Source organism: Streptomyces sp. NPDC020875 (assembly GCF_040641415.1).
Classification (GTDB): Bacteria; Actinomycetota; Actinomycetes; order Streptomycetales; family Streptomycetaceae; genus Streptomyces.
Map to the genome: position 1 here is coordinate 37,568 of NZ_JBFADP010000030.1, position 21,401 is coordinate 58,968.

Below are 21,401 nucleotides of genomic sequence, written 5' to 3' on the forward strand. Positions count from 1 at the left end.
TGCCGTCTCTCTTCCTCCGATTGTGCTCCTTCCGGCGGCCCGGCGGCGGGCGGGCGTCAGCTCCGGGGGCCGAGCAGGAGGAGGGCGGTGTCGTCGCCCCGCTGGTGGCCGCCGACCATGCTCATCACCTCGTCGGCGATCTCCTCGAGGGGGGCGTTCCCGGCCCTGGTGAGCCGTTCGGCCAGTTCCGTGATCCCGTCGTCGAGATCGGCGCCGGGGCGTTCGACGAGTCCGTCGGTGTAGAGGACGAGGAGGGATCCGGGGGCGAGCGGTACCTCGGTGACGGGGTACTCCGCGCGGGGGTCGACGCCGAGCAGCGGGCCGCCGGGCACTTCCAGGGCCCGGACCCGGCCGTCGGGCTCCCGCAGCAGCGGCGGGGGGTGTCCGGCCCGGGCGAGCAGGGCCCGGCGGCCGACCGGGTCGAGATGGAGATAGGCGCAGCTGGCCAGGAGCTCGGCGTCGAGGTCGATCAGGAGCCGGTTGGTGCCCGCGAGGACCCGGCCGGGTGTCTGGCCGACGCCGGTGAAGGCCCGGACGGCGGTTCTGACCTGGCCCATCAGCCCGGCGGCCGTGGCGTTGTGGCCCTGGACGTCGCCGATCACGGCGGCGGCGCCGCGCGGGTGCCCGGGGCCGGTGAGGGGAATGAGGTCGTAGAAGTCGCCGCCGATGTCCATGCCGTGGGTGCCGGGCAGATAGCGGGCGGCGGTCGCGAGGCCGTCGAGTACCGGCAGGGAGTGCGGCATCAGCGCCGACTGGAGTCCCTGGGCGAGCCGGTGTTTGACGTCGTAGAGGCGGGCGCGTTCCAGTGCCTGGGCGACGAGTCCGCCGAGGCTGGTGAGGACGGCCCGTTCGTCCTGGGAGAACCGGTGTTCGCGGGCGTAGCCGAGGACGCAGGTGCCGACCGGCCGGCCGGAGGCGATCAGCGGCAGATACGCCCAGGCGGCCATGCCGTCGGGGGTGGCGAACCGGGCCGGGTAGACGCGTTCCAGCTCGGCCCGGGTCTCGAAGAACGACGGTACGCCGGTGGCGAGGATCCGGGCGCTGGGTATCTGCGCGGTCAGCGGGGTGCCGTCCCAGCGGTCGATGACCCCGGGGTCGGGGTAGCCGCGGTGGCCGAGGACGCGTAGCCGGTTGTTCTCGGCCGCGAGCATGACCAGGGCGTCGCTGCCGAGGGTGGGCATGATCTCGTCGGCGACGGTCTCGACGACGTCGTCGACTCCGACGGCCTTGGTGAGGGCGCCGGCGAGGCTGAGGATATGGGAGATGGAGACCAGGTTGCCGTGCGGGGCGGGTGCGGTACCGGTGGCGGTGGCGGAACCGGTCGCGGTGCCGGTACCGGCGGAACCTGCGGTGCCCGTGGGGCTGACGGGGCGCAGTTGGACGCTGATACCGCCGCGGTCCGGGTAGAGCCGGAACATCAGCCACTCCTTGGGGGGCTTGAGCACGGTGAAGGCGGTGGGCTGCTGGCTGAGCATGGCCGCCCGGTAGCGGTCCTCGTAGACCGGGTCGTCGAGCCAGGGCAGGGCGTTCCAGAGCCGTCGTCCGGTGAGCCGGTCGGCGGGGACACCGAGGAGCCGGGCGGTGGCGGGGTTGGCGTAGACGACCCGGCCCTCGACGTCGAGGGCGCAGAGCCCGTCCGGGATCCGGGCGGCCATCCGTACGGCCTCGGCGGCGGTGCTCCGGTCGGCCGGGGCCACGGGGGCGGCCAGCAGGGGTTCGGTCCCGGCGGCGATCACGGCGCCGGCGGCGACGGCGCGGCGCAGTCTGCGGGCGAGCCGTTCCCCGGCGGCGGCGAGTGCGGTGCGTTCCCGGGCGGAGAGGGTGGCGGGGTGGGAGCCGGGCCAGGTGACGTAGACGGCTCCGTAGGTGGTGTCGCCGTCGGCGACGGGGAAGGCGGCCAGACAGTAGGAGTACGGCAGGACGACGGCGATCCGGGGGTAGCGGCGGGCCATCTCCTCCTCGCCTGAGACCCAGACGACGGTCGATTCGCGGACGGCGTCGGCGAGCGGCATCTGCGCGGTGAGCGGGACGCGTTCCCAGGGCGCGGAGAACGACCGGGGCAGTCCGGCCTTGATCGCCATCTCCAGGACCGTGCCGTCGGCGGAGAGCAGATGGACGGCTCCGGAGTGGGCGTGGACGGTCTCCATGAGGTCGGCGAGGGCGCGGGAGAGCAGGGTCTCGACGGCCTCCTCGTTCCCGGGCCCCGTCCCGGACCCGGACCGCGTCTCGTCGCCGTCCCCGGCTCCGTCGTCGTCGGTGGCGGCTCCCGGTGTGCGCGGACCGCCCACGCCCCACCACCTCCTCTGCCGTGCGCCCGCCGACCGCTCCACGGCGCTCGCCGCTCATGACCACCCTGCCCGCAGTCGCGCCGCCGCGCATGGCGAGCCCGGTGGGGTGTGACCGCCGTGGGTGAGCGGCCCGTACCGGGCTGTGGCGGGTCAGGGCCGGGGCGGGGCGGCGGGGGCCGTGATGTCGATCGTCGTACGGGCCGTCCGGCCGGAGACCGTGACGGCGAGGGTGATCCGGCCGGGTCTCAGGGCCGTGAGGCGGCCGGTGGCGGGGTCGAGTACGGCGGCCGGGCGGCCGTGGGCCGGGAGCCGGGAATGGTGACCGGGAGTGCCGACGACGACGCCCGGGGAGACCGTCCAGTCCGTACTCACCGGGTGGGCCGCCGGGACCGGGCGGGTGCCCTGGGTGAGGGTCGCGGTGACCGTCGCCGTCGTTCCGGCCGGAAGGACGGCCGGGGCGGTCAGGGCGAGCCGATCCGTATGGGCTCTGACCTGCACCGTCAGCCAATCGTCGGACAGGTCCCGGCCGGTGTCGGCGCCGGCCGGGACCCGGGCGGCCTCGCGGCCGGCCGCCCCGGCGGTGCCCCGGCGGTCCGGCGCCTCGGTGTCGACGCCGACGAGCGACCAGCCGGTGAAGCCGCCGTCCGCCGCCGGGCCCGCGGGCGCCTTGCCGGAGTTGCCGTTGATCAGATACGGCACGCCGTCGACCCGGTCGGCGTGGAAGACACCGACATGGGCGCCGATCAGGGCCGCGCCCTTGCCGGTGGTCCGGCGGAACTCGGCGAGCCAGCTCTCCAGCAGCGCCGCCTCCTTGCGGTCCACGAGCCGGCTGCCGCGCTGCGGGGTCGGATCGCGGGGCGGTACGTGGGCGATCACCAGGACCGAGCCGACGGCGGGGTCCCCGGCGGCGGTGTCGAGGGCGGCCCGGGTCCGGGCGATCTGGGCGAGGCCGCCGCCGCGCAGCGACAGGGACGAGGTGTCGAGGGTGATCAGCCGGGTGCCCCGGTGGTCGAGGACCCGGCTCGCGGGGCCGAACTCGGCGGTGAAGTGGTCGATCCGGCCGCCCATGACCTCGTGGTTCCCCGGTACGTAGTACCAGGGCACCGAGGTGCCCAGTTCCTCGGTCAGGATCCGGCGGGCGAAGGCGAGGTCGGCGGGTGTCCCCTCGTCGACGAGGTCGCCGTTGATCACCAGAAAGTCGGGGCGTTCGGCGCGGATCTCGCGGAGGGTCCGCCGGGCCTGCCGGACGACGGCGCTGTCGGGGTCGCGGGCCACGAACTGGGCGTCGGACATCACCGCGAACCGCCAATCCCGGCCCGCGACGGCCGCCGCGGTGCCGATCAGCGGGTCGGCCCGGCGCGGTGGCGGCGGCAGATCGACGGAGGGCGGTACGAGGGCCGTCAGCGAGTCGATCGCGATCCGCCCGGTGTACTGGCGGTTCGCGGCGGTCTCGGCGAGATAGAAACGGTGTACGGAGAAGGGGGCGGCGGCGTCGGGCGGTACGGCGAAGGTGATCCGGCGCCATCCGGTCCAGGTGACGTAGGGGCCGCGCAGCAGCAGGTCGGAGCCCGCCGCGTCCTTGAGGTGGAGGGTGGGCCAGGCGCCCTGTCCGTCGCCCTCGATCCAAAGGCCGAGGCTGTGCGGGCGGCCGGGTACGGGGACGGCGCGCGGCGGGACGGCGTAGGCGGCGCGGGTGGCGGTGGAGCGGGTGAAGTCGTAGCGGAGTTCGAGTCCGGTGCCGGAGTGTCCTGCGGGGGTGGGGGCGACGGCGCCCGCGGCGCGGGCGTGGCTGAAGGTCCAGGCGTCCGCGTCGTCGAAGGACGAGGTCTCCCGTTCGGTGAGTCCGACGGTCACGGCGAGTACGGCGGAGGCCCCGGCGGCGGTGGCGGTGATCCGGCCCGCGCCGCCTTCGGCGCCGGGGCGGGCGGCGACGGTGAAGGAGCCCCGGCCGTCGTCGGTGACGGCGAACCGTTCGCGGTCGTAGTCGAGCGTGACGTCGGCGGGTTCCAGGGGCGCCGTGCTGCCGTCGGCGGCCCGGCCGACGAGGCCGAAGGAGCCGGTGGCGGCCGGGTCGGGGAGGGAGACCCGGCGGGTGGTGGGTTCGACCGAGGTGAGCGGGCCTAGCACGGTGAGCGCGATGCCGCCCCGGGCCCGGCCCTGTTCGGCGCGTACGGTCGTGGTGCCGGGGCGGGCCGCGTGGAAGACGCCCCGGGCGTCGGTCCGGCCGACGGCGGGCGCGGTGGAGCGCCAGCGGGGGGCTCCGGCGGCGGGGCCGTAGGTCTCGTCGTAGCCGGTGGCGGTGAGTTTCCGGGTGAGTCCGGGGAAGACCCGGTCGGGTCGTCCGCCGCGGACCGGCGCGGCGGTGGGCGCGTCGGCCGGGTCGGTGCGGGTGGCGACCCGGAAGCCGCGCGGGACGCCGTCGCCCTCGGGCGCGGTGATGACCAGGCCGTTGGGTACGGGGCGTTCGGAACCGTCGGACGGGCTGTTCTCGATCCGGGGCGCGGTGCCGCCGGGTTCGCGGACGGCGAGGGTGGAGGAGCCGCCGCCGTCGAGGTTGAGGGCGTCGTGGGCACCGGCGTCGCGCATCATCCGGCCGAGTTCGGTGAGGGTGACTCCGCCGCTGTCGGCCTGCCGTCCGTCGACGGTGACGATCAGCATGGTGCGGCCGTCCTCGGCGAAGCCGACGGCGGTACGGGGCGCGGGAGCGTTGTTCGGCTTCCCCTCGTGGTCGACGGGCGTCCCGTCGACCACGAGGGGTTCCCGGCCGCCGACGGCGGTGGTGGGGACCGGGACCGACGACGAGCCGGTACCGGCCCGGTGGGTGAGGGTGACGGGGTCGCCGGGGCGGAGGCCGAGCAGCCGCCGGGCGCCGTCCTCCCGGCCGACGAGGGCGGTGGCGCCGTCGGGGACGGGGCCGGTTCCGGTCCGGTCGGCGACGGCGGTGATCCGGCCGTCCCGGACGAGGGCTTCGGCGACCGGGGTAGCGGAGTCCACGGTCAGGGCCCGGTCGGCGCTCCCCCAGGCCGGGGTGTAGGCGCCGATCCCGCCGGGCGGTACGTTCGCCGCGTTGTACGCGGTCAGGGGCGTTTCGCCGGACGGCAGGGCGAGGGTGCCGTGGTAGGAGAGCCGGAGGATCCGGCCGGTGCCGCCGGGGCCGATGCCGACGGCCCGGTCGGCGCCGGGCGCGGGCGAGTGGGTGGGGGCGCCGTCGCGGATGCCCGGCCCGAGGGGGGCGCCGGTCCCGTTGAGGTCGAAGAAGTCGCCGTTGACGGCGGCGACGGTACGCCGGCCGGGCCCGGGGTCGTGGGCGGCGGCGAACCGACTGAGGGTGTCGCGGCCGGTGACGGTCCCGGTGGAGAGATATCCGGCTTCGACGCCCCGGGCGCCGAGGTCGACGGAGAGGGCGTCGACCCGGAGCCATTTGTCGGCTTCCAGCCGGTCGTAGGAGGTGAGGGTGGTCCCGGGGGCGACGGGCCGGGTGGCGCGCGCGGTCTCGATCCCGTCGGCGCCGACCCGTACCGCGCCGGGGGAACCGGCCGCCGGGGCACTGGCCGGTGGCGGCGCGACGGGCCGCAGGGCGTCGGCGGGCCGTACGGGCCGGGGATCGGCGTCGGTATCGGGAGAGGTCCCGGGGCCGGGCGCGGGGCCGTTGACCCGGACCGTCGGCGCCGGGCGGGCTTCGGTACCGACGGCGGCGACGGCGGGGGTCCCCGCCGTCAGGGCCGACAGCGCGGCGACGAGTACGAACGTCCGGCGGGCTCTGCCTCGGTCCACGACGTCTCCCGGATGACGGCGGATGGCGCGCTGCGGGGGCACGGGCACGCCCCGTGACGGCGGCGCGGGGGCGACTGTACCCGCCGGGACCGGCCCGTCGGCAGAGGCACGGACGACGAACGGCGGGCCCGCGTACGGCCCCGGGCGGCACGTCGTCCGCCGACGGCCGGGCCGGGGCCCCTCAGGGGTGGTCTCGGGGGCCGGTCAGGGGTGTGACGGATGCCGTGGGAGCCCGGGGGCCGGAAGACTCGGGCGGTGACGGGGCCGTACCGCACCGCATGTCGCGGTCGGCCGATCGCGTTCGAGACGAGGTGTCCCGTATGGCTCCCCCACCGCCCGGACCGGCCAGGCGCCGGATCCTGCTGCCCGCGGCGCTCGCCCTGGCCGCCTCGACCGGCGCGGCCGGGATCGCCCGGGCCCTGCCCGGGCGGTACGCGCCGCCGCCCCGGGTCCGGGTGACGGACGAGACGTACACCGGCCGGCGGATCGTCGATCTGACGGTCGCGTCGCCCGCGCTCGGCGGCCCCGCCCCGGTCCGGCTGCTGACCCCGGAGGGCTGGCACGCCCGGCGCCCGGCCCACCGCTGGCCGACGCTGTATCTGCTGCCCGGCGGCGACGGCGACCATCTGTCGTGGACCCGGGACTACGGCATCCAGGCGTGGCCGGCCCTGCGGCACACCCTGGTGGTGATGGTCTCGATGCCGCTGTTCGGCTTCTGCAGCGACTGGTGGAACCACGGCGCGGGCGGCCCCCCGGCGGTCGAGACCTTCCATCTGCGGGAGGTGCTGCCCTTGATGGAGCGGGAGTACGGCGCCGGGCCGCGCCGCGCGGTCGCCGGGGAGTCGCAGGGCGGCTTCGGCGCGCTGTCGTACACCGCGCGCCATCCGGGGACGTTCCGGGCGGTGGCGAGCTTCAGCGGTTTCGTCCATCCGCACCGGCATCCGCGCGCGGTCCGGGCCGCGATGGCCCATCTCGGCCTGGACTGGCTGGCGCTCTGGGGCCACCCGGAGCACCAGCGGGCGATCTGGGAGTCGTACGACCCGGCGTATCTGGCCCGGCGGCTGGCGGGTGTGCCGATCCGGCTGTCCTGCGGCGACGGGCGGCTGGGGCCGCTCGATCCCCCGGACACCGGGCCCGACGAGCACATCCCCGGCCTGGAGGACCCCGACCGCCCGTTCCCGCCCGATGTCCTCTCCCCCACCGAGGCCGTGATGCTGGACGAGAACCGGGCCCTCGCGCCGCTGCTGCGGTCCGCGGGCGCCCGGCTGACCACGCACTTCTATGCCGGGACCCATGACCCGGCGTACTGGAACCGGGAACTCCGGGCGTCGTTGCCCCTCCTGCTGACGGCACTGCGCGGCTGACGGAGGCGGCCGGGGGCGGGTGGCCGACGGCGGCGGGCGGCGGCTCGGGTGTACGCGACCCCGCCCGGGACGCCCCGTCAGTCGCGGTGCTCGCGGGCCCGGGCACCCGCGCGGGTACGGCCCGAGGCGACCGGCCGGTCCGGATGGCGGCGCAGATACTCCTCCTCCAGCTCGGCCATCCGGGTGGTGTGCGCGGCGAGCGCCGCCGCCGAGCCGTGGAGCAGGGTGTCGTGGCGGCTGCGGTGGATGGTCTCCAGTTCGCGGATCAGCTCGTGCTCACCGAGCCGGGCGGCGTCGATGCCCCGGTGCTCCTCTTCGGCGTGTGTCATACGGCCGTACTCCTTTCCGTGCGCCGGGTCCCCCGTGCCGGACTCCGTTTCCCGGGTCCCGGTTCCGGAACTCCGGGTTCCCGTCATCCTGTGCGCCGGGCCGGTACGTGTCGATCCCGCGCGCGCCCCGCCGGGGCGGACGCGATCCGCCGGTACGTCCGGCCGGATGAGTACCCCGGCCCGCCCGGGGAGATACCCGGACCGGCCGGGCCGTTCCGTACGCCTCCGGCCGCCGCGGCGACCCCGTGACGGCCGTCCGGCCCGGGCCGCTCACGCGGTGTACGGGACGGGATCCGACCCGGCGGGCCGTAGTTCCCCGGGTACGGCACCGGACCCGGTATCCGTTCCCGCCACCATCGCGCCCGCTGCCGGGCGTCCGCGCAACCCGGCGTGACACCGGGTACGGGCCCGGCCACTCCCGGCGCACGCGAGTCGCGGTCCGCCCGGCGGGAGGGGAGGATGAGGGGGTGACCGGGGACCCCGGTCACCCGTACCGCCCTGCCCGCGGTCCCGCCCGGTGGTCGGCGCGCCGCGCCGTACCGCTCACGTACCGGCGTCGCCCCCGTGAACCGCCGACGCCCCCGCGAGGACCCGCGGACCCGTTCCGGCGGACGCCGACCGGCCGCGGGACGCGCGGCGGGGCCGCGCCCGCGCAGGGCACCGGCCCGGCGATGTCAGGACACGAGTGTCATGGGCAACACCGAGAACACCGCACGACCGGCGGGCGCGCCGGGAACGACCTCCGGTGACCGGATGATCGGCGCGCCGTGCTGGGTGAGTCTGATGGCCCGGGATCTGGACGCCTCCCACGCGTTCTACGGTGCCGTGCTGGGCTGGGAGTTCCGGGTCGGGCAACTGGGGGACGAGTTCAGCGTCGCCGTGCACGACGGCGGGCCGGTCGCCGGGATCGGGGCGCTGGCGCCCCGGCTAAAAGTGGCCGTGGCGTGGACGCCGTACTTCGCCACCCCCGATGTGGATGTGGCGGCGGCCAGGATCCGGGAGCGCAGCGGCACGGTCGCGGTGGGGCCGCTCTCCTTCTCGCTGGGGCGGGGCGCCCTCGCCGCCGACCGGGACGGGGCGGTGTTCGGGATCTGGGAGGGCGCGCTGCTGCCGGACTGGCAGTCCGGGCGGAAGGACGCGCCCGCGTGGCTGCTGCTGCGGACCCGTAACGCCTTCGATTCGGCGATCTTCTACGGCCAGGTGCTGGACTGGGCGTCCGACCGGCCCGGCTGCTGCGATGTGGGATACGAGAACGACGAGGTCGTCCTGATCAACCAGGGGCACGTCCTGGCCCGGCTGAGGTCCGGGGCGTCCGGCGCGGCGCCCGATCCGCTGCGCAGGCCGCGCTGGGAGGTCCACTTCCAGGTGGAGGACGTGCCGGGGACGACCCGGGCGGTACGGCGGCACGGCGGCACGGTCGTGGAGCGGGGCACGACGCCCGACGGCGCGGAGGAGGCGGTGATCCGCGACCCGGACGGCGCGCTGTTCACGGTCACTGGCCGGGTCTGACCTCTGGCGGTACGGCTCCGGCGCGGCCTCCGGCGGCACGGCTCAGGCCGGGACGGGACGCCTCGTCCGCCGCCCGGGTTCCGGGGAGCCGCCGGGGCCGCGCGCCGCCGTCGGCGGTCAGCCGGTCCGGTGGCGCGCCCGGTGCCGGGCCCGGCGGCGGGCCGCCAGCCAGCGTCGGGCGGCCTCGGGCGCGGGCAGCTTCCCGTACTCCTCGCGGGCGGTGCGGTCCAGCTCCTCCATCAGCCGCCCGGACCGGTGATCGGGGTCGAGTTCGGCCAGGATGCGGTCGATCTCCGTGAGCAGCGCCCCGTGGAGCTGCCAGTGCCGGGGGCGGTTCACCACCCCGTCGAACATCAGGGCCGCGGCCCGTTCCCGGGCCTCGGCCGCGGCTTCGAGTCCGGTGGTGAGCCGGGCCTCGGCCGCCTCGGCGTTGGCGCTCACCTGCGCGGTCACCAGGTCGGCGAAGCCGACGAGCGCGTCGGCGACCTCGGTGAGCAGTTCCTCCAGGGCCCGGCCGGTCCTGGGCGGGAAGAGCGGCTCGTCGCCGCGTTCCTTGGCCAGGTCGGTCATGGTCCTGGCCAGTACCCGCAGTACGACGGCGCAGATCTCCAGGGTGTCGAGGCCGGTTCTGAGTACGACCCGGTTGAGCATCCCCTCCCGGACCCGCGGATTGAATTTGAGGCTGTCCTCGGCCTGCCGGAGCGCCGTGTCGACCTCGGCGATGTCGTTGTCGAGCCGACGGGCCTCGTCCAGCCGGGCCGCCGCGGTCGCCACGGCGGTGGGGGTGGTCAGTTCGGCGCCGATGGCGAGCAGCAGCCGCCGCATCCGGCGCGCCAGGTCGCCGATGGACTCCCCCGCCGTGCTCACCCAGACCGGCGGGACGAAGACGACGTTGAAGAGGAGTCCCACGGTCGCGCCGATCAGGGTCTCCAGGACCCGGTCCCAGGCGGTGTCGGCCACCCGGGTGACACCGAGGACCAGCATGGCGCTGATGGCGACCTCGGGGACGAACTCGCTCACCCGGACCAGGTGTCCGACGATCAGGGACGCCAGGATGATCAGGGCCAGGCTCCACCAGCTCAGTCCGACGAGGAGGCTGAATCCGCTGGCGATCAGCACTCCGGCGATGACGGCGTTCACCCGCCGGATTCCGGTGGTGAGGGTGGAGAAGAGGGTGACCTGGACGACCAGCAGGGCGGTCAGGGGCGCGGTGAGGGGCGCGGATTCACCGCTGAGCCAGAGCGCGACGGCATACGCGATGGTGGCGGCGGCGGTGGAGCGTACCGCCTGGACGACGACGGGATCGCGGGAGAGCGCGCGGACCCCGGCCGTGAGGGCCGCCACCGTCCGCCGGGCCGATCGGCGGGCCGGTCGGCGCGGCTCAGTCACTGCCGGGGCGGGCGGGGCGGAGGCGACGCATGCATCTGGATTTCCCGCCGACTCGCCCGATCGCACGGTTCTTCCAGTACTTTTCAGAACTTTCTCTCATATTTCATAGGAAGCTACGAAAGACTCGGCGCGCCGCTCCGGGCGCGCCGGGGCAGAGTGGGACTCGCCGGACCACCGGCGGACCGGCCGCCCCGGGCGGGCGGTACGGCGACGAGGAGCCGCGGATGGACCCCGTAGAAGCGCTGGAGCGGGTGGCGTTCCTGCTGGAGCGCGCCCGCGCGGAGACCTATCGGGTCCGGGCGTTCCGTACCGCCGCGGCCGTGGTCGCCGGGATGTCCCCGGACGATCTGGCGGTACGGACCCGGTCCCGGCGGGCGCTGGAGGGGGTCAAGGGCATCGGCCCCAAGAGCGCGGCGGTGGTGCTGGAGGCGCTGGCCGGTGAGGTGCCCGATTATCTGGCGCGGCTGGAGCGGGAGGCGGCGGCCGAGCCGCTCGCTGCGGGCGGCGAGGACCTGCGGGCGGCGCTGCGCGGCGACTGCCATCTGCATTCGGACTGGTCCGACGGCGGCAGCCCGATCGAGGAGATGGGCCGGACCGCGATCGCGCTCGGCCACGAGTGGGCCGTACTGACCGACCACTCCCCCCGGCTGACGGTGGCCCGGGGGCTGACGGCCGAGCGGCTGCGGGAGCAGCTGGCGGTGGTGGCCGCGCTGAACGAGCGGTGGGCGCCGTTCCGGCTGCTGACGGGGATCGAGTGCGACATCCTCCCCGACGGCTCGCTCGACCAGAAGCCCGGTCTGCTGGCCGAACTGGACCTGGTGGTCGCCTCGGTCCATTCGGAGCTGCGGATGGACCGGGTTCCGATGACCCGGCGGATGGTGCGGGCGGTGGAGAACCCGCTGGTCGATGTGTTGGGCCACTGCACGGGCCGGCTGCTGATCGGCCGTGAGCACATGCGGGGCGGCCGCCGGGCCACCAGCGGTACCCGGCCCGAGTCGGTGTTCGACGCGGCCGAGGTCTTCGCGGCGTGCGCGGCGTCCGGTACGGCCGTGGAGATCAACAGCCGCCCCGAACGGCTCGACCCCCCGATGCGGCTGCTGGCCCAAGCGGTGGCGGCGGGGACGTACTTCGCGATCGACACGGACGCCCATGCCCCCGGTCAGCTCGACTGGCAGATCATCGGCTGCGACCGCGCGGAACGCGCGGACGTCCCGGCGGACCGGGTGATCAACACCTGGGACGCGGACCGGCTGCTGGAGTGGACCCGGTCCTAGGACCGGGTCGGGCCGGATCCGGCCGTGACTCGGGCGCGGCTACGTCCCCGGTCCTGGTTCCGGGAGGCGACCCGGGTGGTCCGTAAGCCCGTTACCGGCGGCCGGGGGCGGGGGCCACCATTCCGGGAAGGACCTACCGGAAGGAGCGTGTGATGTCGTATCCGCACCACCTGGAGTACCCGGAGCCCCGCTATCACGGCGACCGGGGCGAGGTGAACGCGGTGTTCCGGCCGGCCGACACCCCGCCGGAGGTGTCGTCGCCGGGCGGCGCCACCCACTATCTCGCCACCTCCGAGTCGACCGGCGGCGAGTACGGTCTGTACAAGGCCGTGCTGGGTCCCCGTTCGGCCGGGGCGGCGCCCCACTTCCACGCGACGATCTCGGAGTCGTTCTACATCCTCTCCGGGCAACTGGAGCTGTACGACGGCGACACCTGGATCACGGGCCGTACGGGCGACTTCCTGTATGTACCGGTCGGAGGTCTGCACGCGTTCCGGAACGTCACCGACGAGCCCATGTCGATGCTGATGCTCTTCTCCCCGGGCGCGCCGCGCGAGGAGTACTTCGAGCGGGTCGCCGAGGTGTCGCGGCGCGGTGGTGAGGAGCTGCGGCGGTTCCGGATCCGGCACGACAGCTACTTCGTATCGGACTTCGATCCCGGCTCCGACCCCGGGCCCGAACCCGGCCCCGGGGCGGGGGGCTGACGGGCCGGTCCGTCAGGTCGCGTCGTCCTCGTAGGTGAACTCGTCGGCGGGGCCGGTGGGCGAGGTGGCCACGCCGACCGTCACGGTGACGTCCACCGTCCTGGGCTGTTCCTCCGCCGCCGGCCTGTCGCCGTTCGGGCCGGAGGGTGCGGCGGGGATGCGGTGGGGGACGATCACGTTGATCCGGTTCGGACTCTCGACGTGGACGTGGCGCCGTTCGACGGTGACCTTCTTGAAGCGTACGGTCGCGCCGTCGGCGAAGCCCGAGCCCTTGATGACGACCGGGTCGCCCGCCCGGCCCTGGTCGGGGTCGACCGAGGTGACGACGACCGGCGCGGGCCCGCCGTAGGCGAACTGGCCGAGGGGGACGGCGGGTGAGGTGCCCACGGACGTGGTGACCCGGACGTCGACGAGGCCGAGCCCGGCGGGCGCGCAGGCGTCGATCGTCGTACCGGAGGCGTCGACGGTGAGGTCCGTACAGGGGATCGTGCCGAAGTCGAGCACGCTGTCCGGGCCGAATCCGGTGCCGGTGACGGTGACCGGTGTGCCGGTGCCGCCGGAGGACGGCCGAACGGAGGTCACCACGGGCCCGTCGGTGATGAGGGGCGCGTTCAGCAGGGCCAGATAGGTGTTGTTCGCGTGCTGGTATCCGGCCTGGCCGAGGAAGTCCGCGGTGGTGTGGCGGAGGAGGTTCGGGTCGTGGACCGGGTAGTACTGGTTGAGGACCGGGGAGGCGGCGGGCTGGACGTAGACCCCGCCCTTGCGGAGGGAGTCGATCTCCTTGAGGAGGAGGCGGACCTCGGCGGTGGCGGCCGGACCCGGCGGATCGGGGTACCAGGCCCCGGCGGCGGTCAGATCGCTCCACGCCTGCGGTACGAGGTCCCAGGCGTTGAAGTAGCGGCCGTAGGTGCTCCAGTTCAGGCCGTCGACATGGTCGGCGAAGTCCTGCGGGCCCGCGGTCGGGGCGGCGAAGGTGACCAGGGCGAACCGGGGCGCCGCCGGTGACCAGTCCCGGGCCTGGAGACAGCTCGCCAGGGTCGTGGCGACACAGCCGCCGAGGCTGTGACCGGTCACCGTGACCGTCGGCGGGGGCGAGGCGGGCGCGGCCAGGAGCAGTGCGGCCAGCGCCTCGATGAGGGTCGCGCCCGAGGGGACGGGGAGTCCGGGCGCGCCCGGATCGTCCGGGACGGCCGGTGTGCCGGTGAAGCCGGGCGCGTTGACGATCCGGGTGAACGCGGCCATCGCTCCGGCGGAGACGGCCACGGGCGGCTCGGCCCCGGCGGGGGTGAACGGCACCAGGGTGCCGACGTCGAGGTCCTCCATCGTGTCGACCGGGTCGTCGACCGTGCCCCGGACGACGACGGCGAACTGGTTCGACCCGTCGTAGCTGCGGGCGATGTACGCCATATTCGTGTTCCCGGGGCTGACTCCCAGCCACGCCATCCGCCACACCCCGTCGCTGGTGGCGAGCCCGGGATCGTGCAGTCGGGTCCAGATGCCGTCGGCCATCCGCTCGGACTGTGCCTCCAGGCTCTCCCCGGACGGGCGCGGGACGGCCGCGGTGGCGGCGATCGCGGAGAGGGTCATCATGACCCGGGCGATCGGATCGTCCGGATCCCGGGCCGGCTCGGGCGGTGGTGTCCTGACCATGGCTGCTCCGTATGTTCGCCGGACGGCCCGGCGCCCCGGCCCGGGTACACCGCCCCGGGGTGCGCCGGTTCGGCCGGGCGCTCGTGATCGGGGCGGGTCGGCTGTCGCGCCGATGCTAGGCGAACGGCTCGTACGGCCCCGGGTGGTGGCGGCCCGGCGGCGCCGGGGCCGGTGGGGATTTCAGGCGCATGGCCCACTCGCCGCACCGCCGCGCGAACCGGACGGGCGCCTTCGGGCCGGTCACGGCGCCGGTTGAGCACCGTGCACGACCCCGCCCGGGGAGTTGAGCACCGTGCCCGGTGGTCCGGGACGGACCGGGCCTCCTAGCATCGCTGAACAGCCGGGCCGTCAGGGGAATCCCGGCCGGACCATCAGTTCGGTCCGCCGCAGTCGGGCGGCCGGAATCATGAACGAACCGGGAATCACCGTGCAGAAGACCGTGACCGCCCTCGACGTCGAGCGAGAAGGGTCCCACCGCCGACGGCGAGGTGGGGTACGACCTGGACGCCGACGGTGCGGGTGACTAGACCCGGGCGCTCCGACGGTCCGGACCGACGGGCCGGGGTCCGGCGCCGCTCCCCGGGGCGGCCGTGCGGTCCTCGGCCGTACCCTCCCCGGTCGTGAGCGCTTCGGCCGCGAGGGCGTGGACGAGGTCGTAGACGCCGGAGTGGGTGCCCAGCAGATCGCGGTGGAGCAGTCTTCCGGCGGTACGCAGCCGGTCGCCGACCGTGTTGCGGCCGACGCCGAGGCCGCGGGCGGCCCGCCGGGCGTCCGTGTTGGCGTCGATCCAGGCGGCGAGGGTGCCCCGGAGGTCCCGGGGCCCGTCCGGGAGCGGGGCGAGGAAGCTCCGGGCCCAGGTCACGGCGGGCGGGGTACGCAACAGCTCGTCCAGGACAGGGGCGGGGCGCGGCACGGGGGTGCGCGCCCCGCCCCCCGGTGTGGGGTCCGGGCCGGTGGCTTCCGTGCCCGGGCCCGGTCCGGGCACGGAGAGGGCGAGGGCGAGAGCCGCCCGGGTGCGGACGTCGCCCAGGTCGGCGCCGAGTGCCTGTCCGGCGCGTTCGAGATGCGCGGCGACACTGTTGCGGCTGACGCCCAGCAGCCGTGCGACGCCGGACCGGGGGAAGGCCAGGGAGAGCCGGGTGATCTCCCGGGTCAGGTTCGGGACCGTGTCCAGGGGTCGCAGAACGTTCCGGGCCCAGGCCGCGGCCGGAGCCTCGGGCAGTACGCGCCCCAGCGGCAGTCCGCCGCTGGAGACCGCGATCCGGCCGGGGACGCTCCGGGCGAGCGCGAGGGTGTGCCGGGCCTGTTCGTAGGCGTCGGCGGTCTCGTCGAGGGGCCGGGGGTCGCTGACGCCCAGCGCGTAGTGGCCGTTCTCCCCGACCAGGCGGCGCAGAGCGGCCCCGGGGCCTTCGGGGTGTTCGTGGGTGCCCTCGGCGATGACGCAGATCAAGTGGTTCTCGTAGACCGGGCAGCGCACCATCAGGGCCGGGCCGTGGTAGCCCGAGGCGTCCTGGAGGTCGCGGGCGATCCGGTCCCGGTCCTCCGGAGGGCAGCGCAGGAGTTGGACCCGCAGCCGGTCGGCGGCCAGCAGCCGGGGGACGGCTCCCGCGGTCATCCGGCGGGCGAGGGGCGGGTCCCCGGCCATCAGCGCCATGAAGACCGCCAGCCGTACCTGCCCCGCTTTGCGGTGGTACGCATGGGTGATCGCGTCGGCCCGCCCGGCCCGGCGGAGCAGCATCAGCAGGCCGCCGGTGTGGGAGACGAGGAGGGCCGCCTCCCGGTCCAGGGCGTCCGGGGCGGCCACCACCAGTACGGGGCGCGGAGCCCGGTCGCCGATGGCCTCCAGGCGGAGCCGTACGGTGTCCGGGCCGACGGCCGCTTCGGTGGCCGCGGTGTCCAGGGCTCCGTCGGAGAGCCGTCCGAGCAGGGGCTTCAGCGGAGGAATCAGTTGCCGGGGGAACGCGTCCGTCGCGATCTCGGCCGTACCGGTCCGGTCCACCAGGGCCGCGTCGGCGCCGAGTCGGGCGCCCAGCCAAGCCACGAGTTCGTCCGGACCGGGGTCCGGTTCGCCGGATCCGTGGTGCCGGACCCGGCGCAGAAGTTCGTGGAGCCGTCCCGTTCCGCCGGTTTCCCCGGCGTCCCGCGCAGCCATGCGGATGCCCCCTTGCCCTGTCTGTGTGCGGACCGTGTTCCCGCCGCCGCGTTCCGGCCCTCGGCGGTGTCCGGTCGCACCCGGGGCGCCGGGGACCCGTGTCCGCGCACGGGGCCGTAGGAACCGGGTACGGAAAAGTCCCGAACAGACCAGCGAATCACGTTCGGTCGGCGGGCGCCACCATTGCATATAACCGGAATTGATTCCACCGGTTACCCGGGCCACCCACCCGGCTCCGGGCCCCGGAGCGGGGCCCGGAGCCGTGAACCGGACGCCGTGCCGGGGCGGTTGACGGGACGAGCGGTAGTACCCCGGCCTCCCGGAGGCTCCGCTTTCAGGAGCGTTCAGGAGCATTCAGGAGGAGGTCCCGGCGGCCGACCGGCGCAGCCCCCGGAGGTGCCGGGCCTCCCGGTCGAGGGCCCAGGCGTCGGCGACCGGACCCAGATGGCGGAGCTTGTCCGGGTTGGCGACGACGTACAGCTCCCGGATCCGCCCGCCGAACCCGTCGAGCGCGAGGGTCTGGAGCACACCGCCGTCGCGGTCGCGGAGGATCGCGCCGGGCAGCCCGTTGATCTCGTGCCGTTCCCGGGTGACGGCGAGCCCGGCGAGCAGCGGATAGACCGCGGCGAGCAGCCGGGCCAGCCGGTCGGGACCGGTGACGGGCCGGGCCAGCCGGGGCGTGTTGCCGCCGTGGTCGCCCACCATCCGGATATCGGCGGCCAGTACCCGCCGGAGGCCGTCCACATCTCCGTGGGCCAGCGCCTCGAAGAACCGGTCGGCCAGCTCGCGCCGCTCGTGCCGCCCGGCCTCGTAGCGGGGTTCCCCGTCGCGTATCCGGCGCCGGGCCCGCACCAGCAGCTGGCGGCAGGCCGCTTCGGAGCGGCCGACCGCCGGGGCGATCTCGTCGAAGCCGAAGCCGAAGACCTCCCGCAGGACGAGGACCGACCGCTCCCGGGGGCCGAGCCGCTCCAGCAGCAGCAGCGCCGCCGTGGAGACGGAATCGGCGAGTTCGGCGGCGCGGGCCGGGTCCTGGTAGGGGTCGCCGAGCAGCGGCTCGGGGAGCCAGGGGCCGGGATACGCCTCGCGGCGCACCCGGGCGGAGCGCAGCACGTCGATCGCGATCCGGGTCACGGTCGTGGAGAGGAACGCCTTGACGGAGTCGGGGCGGGTCGCCGAGGCGTCGTAGCGCAGCCAGGTCTCCTGGACGGCGTCCTCGGCCTCGCCCGCACTGCCCAGGATCCGGTACGCGATCGAGAACAGCAGCGGTCGCAGCTCCTCGAACTCCTCCACGACGCCCATCCCCCCACCTCTTTCCCTCGTCCTCTTGCCCTGTTCCCTTGTTCGCCCGCTCGCCCGCCGGGGCGCGGTGCCCGGTCAGTGGAACCGGCCGGGCTGGTAGTCCCCGGCGGGCTGCCGGGCGATGATGTTCAGCCGGTTGGCCGCGTTCATGAAGGAGATCAGCAGTACGAGGGCGACGAGCTGCTCCTCGTCGTAGTGTTCGGCGGCCCGCGTCCAGGCCGCGTCGTCGACTCCGGTGGCCGCGTCCCCGACCCGGGTGCCCTGCTCCGCCAGTTCCAGGGCGGCGCGCTCGGCGTCGGTGAACACCGTGGCCTCGCGCCAGGCGGCGACCAGATGGAGCCGTACCGGGGTCTCACCGGCCGCCGCGGCCTCCTTGGTGTGCATGTCGATACAGGCGGCGCAGCCGTTGATCTGACTCACCCGCAGTGCCACCAGCTCCTGGGTGGCCGGGGGTACCGGGGTGTCCTTGAGTCCGCGGCCGAGTGCCATGAGATGGGGCAGGGCCATCTCGGCGGTGGGGCCGGTGAAGTAGTTCAGCCGGGCGGTCATCGCGCTCCTCCGTGCTCGTCGGTCGGGTTACCCCTGGGACGAGACGGCCGGAGCCTCTGTGACACGCGTGGGTGTGACGCTCGTCTCTCGCCTGCCGCCCGACGGCGGCTCAGCGCGTGGAGACCAGGACGCCGACCTTGTCGATCCGGTGCTCCGGATTGCCGAGCGCGTCGCGCCAGTGGTTGCCCGCGGCGTCGTCCTCCGGGGTGGCGCAGGTGGAGAGGGTGATCATCGCCCGGGTGGGCCGTTCACCGGGCCGCCCGGGTACGGCGGCCCGCTGGGCGGCCAGTGAGTCGGCGGAGCGGAAGGACGTCGACCGGGTGGCGGTGATCTCGTAGCGGTACTCCCGGCCCGCGTGGGCCACCCGGACCTCGTCGCCCTTCTTCAGCGCCGGCAGGTCGTGGAGGGGGCCGCCCGCCGACAGCCGGTGGGCGGTCACCAGATAGTTGCCCACCTCCCCGGGACCGGCTCCGCCGCGCTCGCCGTAGGGGCTGGCGGCGTCGCCCCGGTCCTGGATCCGGGTACCCGCCGCGTCGTCGGTGGTGCCTTCGTACGGGACGACCCGCAGACCGGCCACGCCGATCGCCGGGGCGGTCAGTACGGCGGCCTCGGTACGCGCCGGGTCGGGGGCGGTGGCGGCCCGGGCGCCCGTCGCGGGTACGGCGGTGAGCAGACAGACGGCCGCCGCCGCGGTGACGGCCGCGCGGGACACCGTACGGGCTGCCGCGACTGGTCCGAGGTGCATGGCGGTTCCCGATCGTCGGCCGGGGCGCGGGGGCTCCCGGCGGGCACGGGGGCGGTCCGCGCCGGGGTCCGGCGCCGGGCCGTCCGTTCGTTCGTTCGTCCGTTCGAGAATACGGCGGTACGCGCCTTTCCTCACCCGGACGGCCGGGCGGGAAGGGCGCGTACGGCGCCGGTACGGCGGGGGCTCAGGCGTGCGGAACGATCGCGACGGGCACCGCCGCGTGGTGCAGTACGGCATGCGCGACGGAGCCGATCCGGCCGCCGAACGGGGCCCGCCGCAGCCTGCGGCCCACCACCAGGAGCTGGGCGCCCCGGGCCGCCTCGACCAGGACGTCGGAGGTCTTGCCGACGGTGGGGGCCTCCTCGACGGTGACGGCCGGGAACTCGGCCCGCCGGTCCGCCAGCGCCTCGGTGAGCGCCGCCGCCTCCTGCTTGCCCAGCTCGGCGTCGAGTTCCGGGTCCGGCGGCAGCCCGTAGGCGAAGTAGGGCGGCAGGGACCAGACATGGACGACCCGCAGGGTCGCGCCCCGGCGGGCGGCGGCCTCGAAGCCGTACCGGATCAGCACGTCGTCGGGTTCGTGGGCGTCGATACCGAGCACGACCGGTCCGGCCGGGCCGCCGTCGCCGGTCCCCGCGGCCTTCTCGCCCGCCGCCTCCGCGTCGGTGTCCTCCGGGGCGCGGACGAAGACGACCGGGCTCTTGGTGTCGGCGAGGACGGCCTGTCCGACGGAGCCGACGAGGAAGCCGCCGAAGCCGCTCAGCCCCCGGGAGCCGAGGACGAGCAGCGCCGACTCCTCGGCGAGCCGGGCCAGCACCTCACCGGGTTCGCCGGTGAGCTGGTCGGCGGTGACGTCGAGTTCGGGGTGGCGCTCGCGGATACCGGCCGCCGCCTCCACGGGGACCCGGCCCGACCAGTGCTGACGGCTCTCCTCGCCGAGGAAGGCGGCCCGCGCGGCCAGGGGGACGGGTTCCCAGACGCTGACCAGTTTCAGCGGCAGTTCGCGCAGCGCCGCCTCACGCGCCGCCCACTCGGCGGCGGCCAGGCTCTCCGGGGATCCGTCGAGACCGACGGTGACGGCGCCTGTGCTGGTGCTGGTCATGGATGCACACCTCCTGGTACGGACGGGATCGACGGTGATCCCCCTGCCCAGCATGGTCGGCGGCATGCGGGCGTGCGAGGGCCGCAGGTCCCCCTCCGGACGGCCCGGAGGTCCTTTCGTCCACGCCGACCGGCCCCGCTCCCGGCGTCCCGGCGGCGGGGCGGTCCACCGCCGATCGGGTGAGACACCCCCGCGCCCCGAAGGCCGTGTACGCCCCTCGGAGCGACGATCCCGACGCCGGTGACACCAGCCTGCCGACCCGTCGCGAAAAGGCCGCCACAGGCCCCGTCACGGGCCGTTTCAAGGCCCTGCCGGAGAAGCCGCCGATCGACTTCTTCACGGCCCTGACCTGCGGTAACGTGAGGTGTGCCGGGCCGGTCGCGGAGCGGGGCCGATCCGCGGCGCCCTCGCGCGTCCAAGGGTCCCGTGCACCGTTTTCCGTATATCGCTTTCCGTGCGCCCCGGTCCGTACGCCTCACTCGTACGCCGCCGCTCGTACGCCCCGTCCGCGCACCGTCCCGCCCCCCGTCGCCGTACGCCGCACCCGGCCCGACCCGCCGACAAGGACACCGCCATGCCAGCGACTCCCTCGCCCCGCGCTCTCGCCGAACTGCCGTACGCACGGCATCTGACCCCCTTCGACGGGGTGCCCGGCGACGAGGACGACCTCGACTGCGTCCGGCTGGACGGCGGCCGGTACGACGATCTCGACGCCCCCGCCCTGCGGATCACGGAATCGGCCCTGACCTCGGTCTCCTTCACCGGCGGCCGGCTGCGGCGGGCCCGCTTCAACGAGGTCTGGATGCATACGGTCCGCTTCGTCGCCACCGATCTGGTGGAGACGAGCTGGCTGGACACCGAGGTCGTCGCCGGTTCCCTCGCCGGACTCGAACTGCACGGGGCCCAACTGCACCGGGTCGTCTTCCACCAGTGCAAGCTGGACTCGGTGAACCTGCGCGCCACGACCCTGCGCGACGTGGTCTTCGTGGACTGTCTGCTGCGGGACGTCGACTTCGCGGGCGCGGAGCTGACCGGGGTGTCCTTCCCGGGTTCGACCCTGGAGAACGCCCGCTTCTCCGGCGCCCGGCTCAAGGACGTCGATCTGCGGACGGCGGCCCGGCTGGAGATCGGCGACGGCGTCGAATCGCTGCGCGGCGCGACCATCGGAACCCTGCAACTCTTCGATCTGGCGCCTCTGTTCGCCCACGCGCTCGGCGTCACCGTCCGGGACGACTGACCCCGGTCCCGGCCGTCCCCGGCGGCGCGCCGCCGGGGA

Annotated in this window: 15 protein-coding genes; 5 read left to right on the forward strand and 10 right to left on the reverse strand. The window is 75.1% G+C overall.

The genetic code is table 11. The annotated features are described in order from the left end of the window. Nucleotides 1-56 precede the first annotated feature (56 nt). Both AB0G74_RS18885 and AB0G74_RS18890 read right to left on the reverse strand, forming a co-directional pair. Entirely contained in the window at nt 57-2,147 is a 2,091-nt protein-coding gene (locus AB0G74_RS18885; protein ID WP_361147646.1) for a SpoIIE family protein phosphatase, read from the reverse strand. A 291-nt stretch (nt 2,148-2,438) separates the two neighbouring features. Then, nucleotides 2,439-5,864 (reverse strand): phosphodiester glycosidase family protein, encoded by a 3,426-nt coding sequence (locus tag AB0G74_RS18890; RefSeq protein WP_361147648.1) that lies wholly within the window; start codon nt 5,862-5,864, stop codon nt 2,439-2,441. A gap of 518 nt (nt 5,865-6,382) precedes the next feature. On the opposite strand from AB0G74_RS18890, the gene AB0G74_RS18895 reads away from it, so the two are divergent. After that, nucleotides 6,383-7,426, forward strand: coding sequence for an alpha/beta hydrolase-fold protein (locus AB0G74_RS18895; RefSeq protein ID WP_361147546.1), 1,044 nt, complete (start codon nt 6,383-6,385; stop codon nt 7,424-7,426). A gap of 77 nt (nt 7,427-7,503) precedes the next feature. Here AB0G74_RS18895 and AB0G74_RS18900 read toward each other — a convergent pair whose 3' ends face one another. Next, nucleotides 7,504-7,755 carry a DUF6158 family protein gene (locus AB0G74_RS18900; protein ID WP_361147549.1) on the reverse strand — a complete coding sequence of 84 codons (252 nt, stop codon included), beginning with the start codon at nt 7,753-7,755 and terminating at the stop codon, nt 7,504-7,506. 753 nt (nt 7,756-8,508) lie between these two features. Between AB0G74_RS18900 and AB0G74_RS18905 the strand changes: the two genes are divergently transcribed. Continuing rightward, the gene (locus AB0G74_RS18905; RefSeq protein ID WP_361147650.1) at nt 8,509-9,264 is read left to right on the forward strand and encodes a VOC family protein; all 756 of its coding nucleotides are present in this window, start codon (nt 8,509-8,511) and stop codon (nt 9,262-9,264) included. A 117-nt stretch (nt 9,265-9,381) separates the two neighbouring features. On the opposite strand, the gene AB0G74_RS18910 is transcribed toward AB0G74_RS18905, so the two are convergent. Continuing rightward, a complete protein-coding gene (locus AB0G74_RS18910; protein ID WP_361147652.1) occupies nt 9,382-10,608 on the reverse strand; it encodes an aromatic acid exporter family protein in 1,227 nt (408 codons plus the stop codon). Between the two features lie 269 nt (nt 10,609-10,877). On the opposite strand from AB0G74_RS18910, the gene AB0G74_RS18915 reads away from it, so the two are divergent. Continuing rightward, entirely contained in the window at nt 10,878-11,927 is a 1,050-nt protein-coding gene (locus AB0G74_RS18915; protein ID WP_361147551.1) for a PHP domain-containing protein, read from the forward strand. A gap of 152 nt (nt 11,928-12,079) precedes the next feature. Beyond that, nucleotides 12,080-12,631 (forward strand): cupin domain-containing protein, encoded by a 552-nt coding sequence (locus tag AB0G74_RS18920; RefSeq protein ID WP_361147553.1) that lies wholly within the window; start codon nt 12,080-12,082, stop codon nt 12,629-12,631. 12 nt (nt 12,632-12,643) lie between these two features. Here AB0G74_RS18920 and AB0G74_RS18925 read toward each other — a convergent pair whose 3' ends face one another. The 6 genes from AB0G74_RS18925 to AB0G74_RS18950 all read right to left on the reverse strand — a co-directional run bounded on the left by AB0G74_RS18925 (nt 12,644) and on the right by AB0G74_RS18950 (nt 20,125). Further along, complete coding sequence (locus tag AB0G74_RS18925; protein WP_361147556.1) at nt 12,644-14,281, reverse strand: IPT/TIG domain-containing protein; 1,638 nt, start codon at nt 14,279-14,281, stop codon at nt 12,644-12,646. 523 nt (nt 14,282-14,804) lie between these two features. Then, nucleotides 14,805-16,433, reverse strand: a complete 1,629-nt coding sequence (locus tag AB0G74_RS18930; protein ID WP_361147558.1) for a helix-turn-helix domain-containing protein — start codon at nt 16,431-16,433, stop codon at nt 14,805-14,807. Nucleotides 16,434-16,787: 354 nt separating this feature from the next. Then, the gene (locus AB0G74_RS18935; protein ID WP_361147561.1) at nt 16,788-17,732 is read right to left on the reverse strand and encodes an RNA polymerase sigma-70 factor; all 945 of its coding nucleotides are present in this window, start codon (nt 17,730-17,732) and stop codon (nt 16,788-16,790) included. Nucleotides 17,733-17,807: 75 nt separating this feature from the next. Further along, nucleotides 17,808-18,281: a carboxymuconolactone decarboxylase family protein gene (locus AB0G74_RS18940; protein ID WP_361147564.1), complete on the reverse strand. Its 474-nt coding sequence runs from the start codon at nt 18,279-18,281 to the stop codon at nt 17,808-17,810. Nucleotides 18,282-18,390: 109 nt separating this feature from the next. Then, a complete protein-coding gene (locus AB0G74_RS18945) occupies nt 18,391-19,026 on the reverse strand; it encodes a class E sortase (RefSeq protein ID WP_361147567.1) in 636 nt (211 codons plus the stop codon). Nucleotides 19,027-19,210: 184 nt separating this feature from the next. Then, nucleotides 19,211-20,125 carry a universal stress protein gene (locus tag AB0G74_RS18950; RefSeq protein ID WP_361147569.1) on the reverse strand — a complete coding sequence of 305 codons (915 nt, stop codon included), beginning with the start codon at nt 20,123-20,125 and terminating at the stop codon, nt 19,211-19,213. Between the two features lie 574 nt (nt 20,126-20,699). Between AB0G74_RS18950 and AB0G74_RS18955 the strand changes: the two genes are divergently transcribed. Next, nucleotides 20,700-21,362, forward strand: a complete 663-nt coding sequence (locus tag AB0G74_RS18955) for a pentapeptide repeat-containing protein (protein ID WP_361147572.1) — start codon at nt 20,700-20,702, stop codon at nt 21,360-21,362. Nucleotides 21,363-21,401 lie beyond the last annotated feature (39 nt).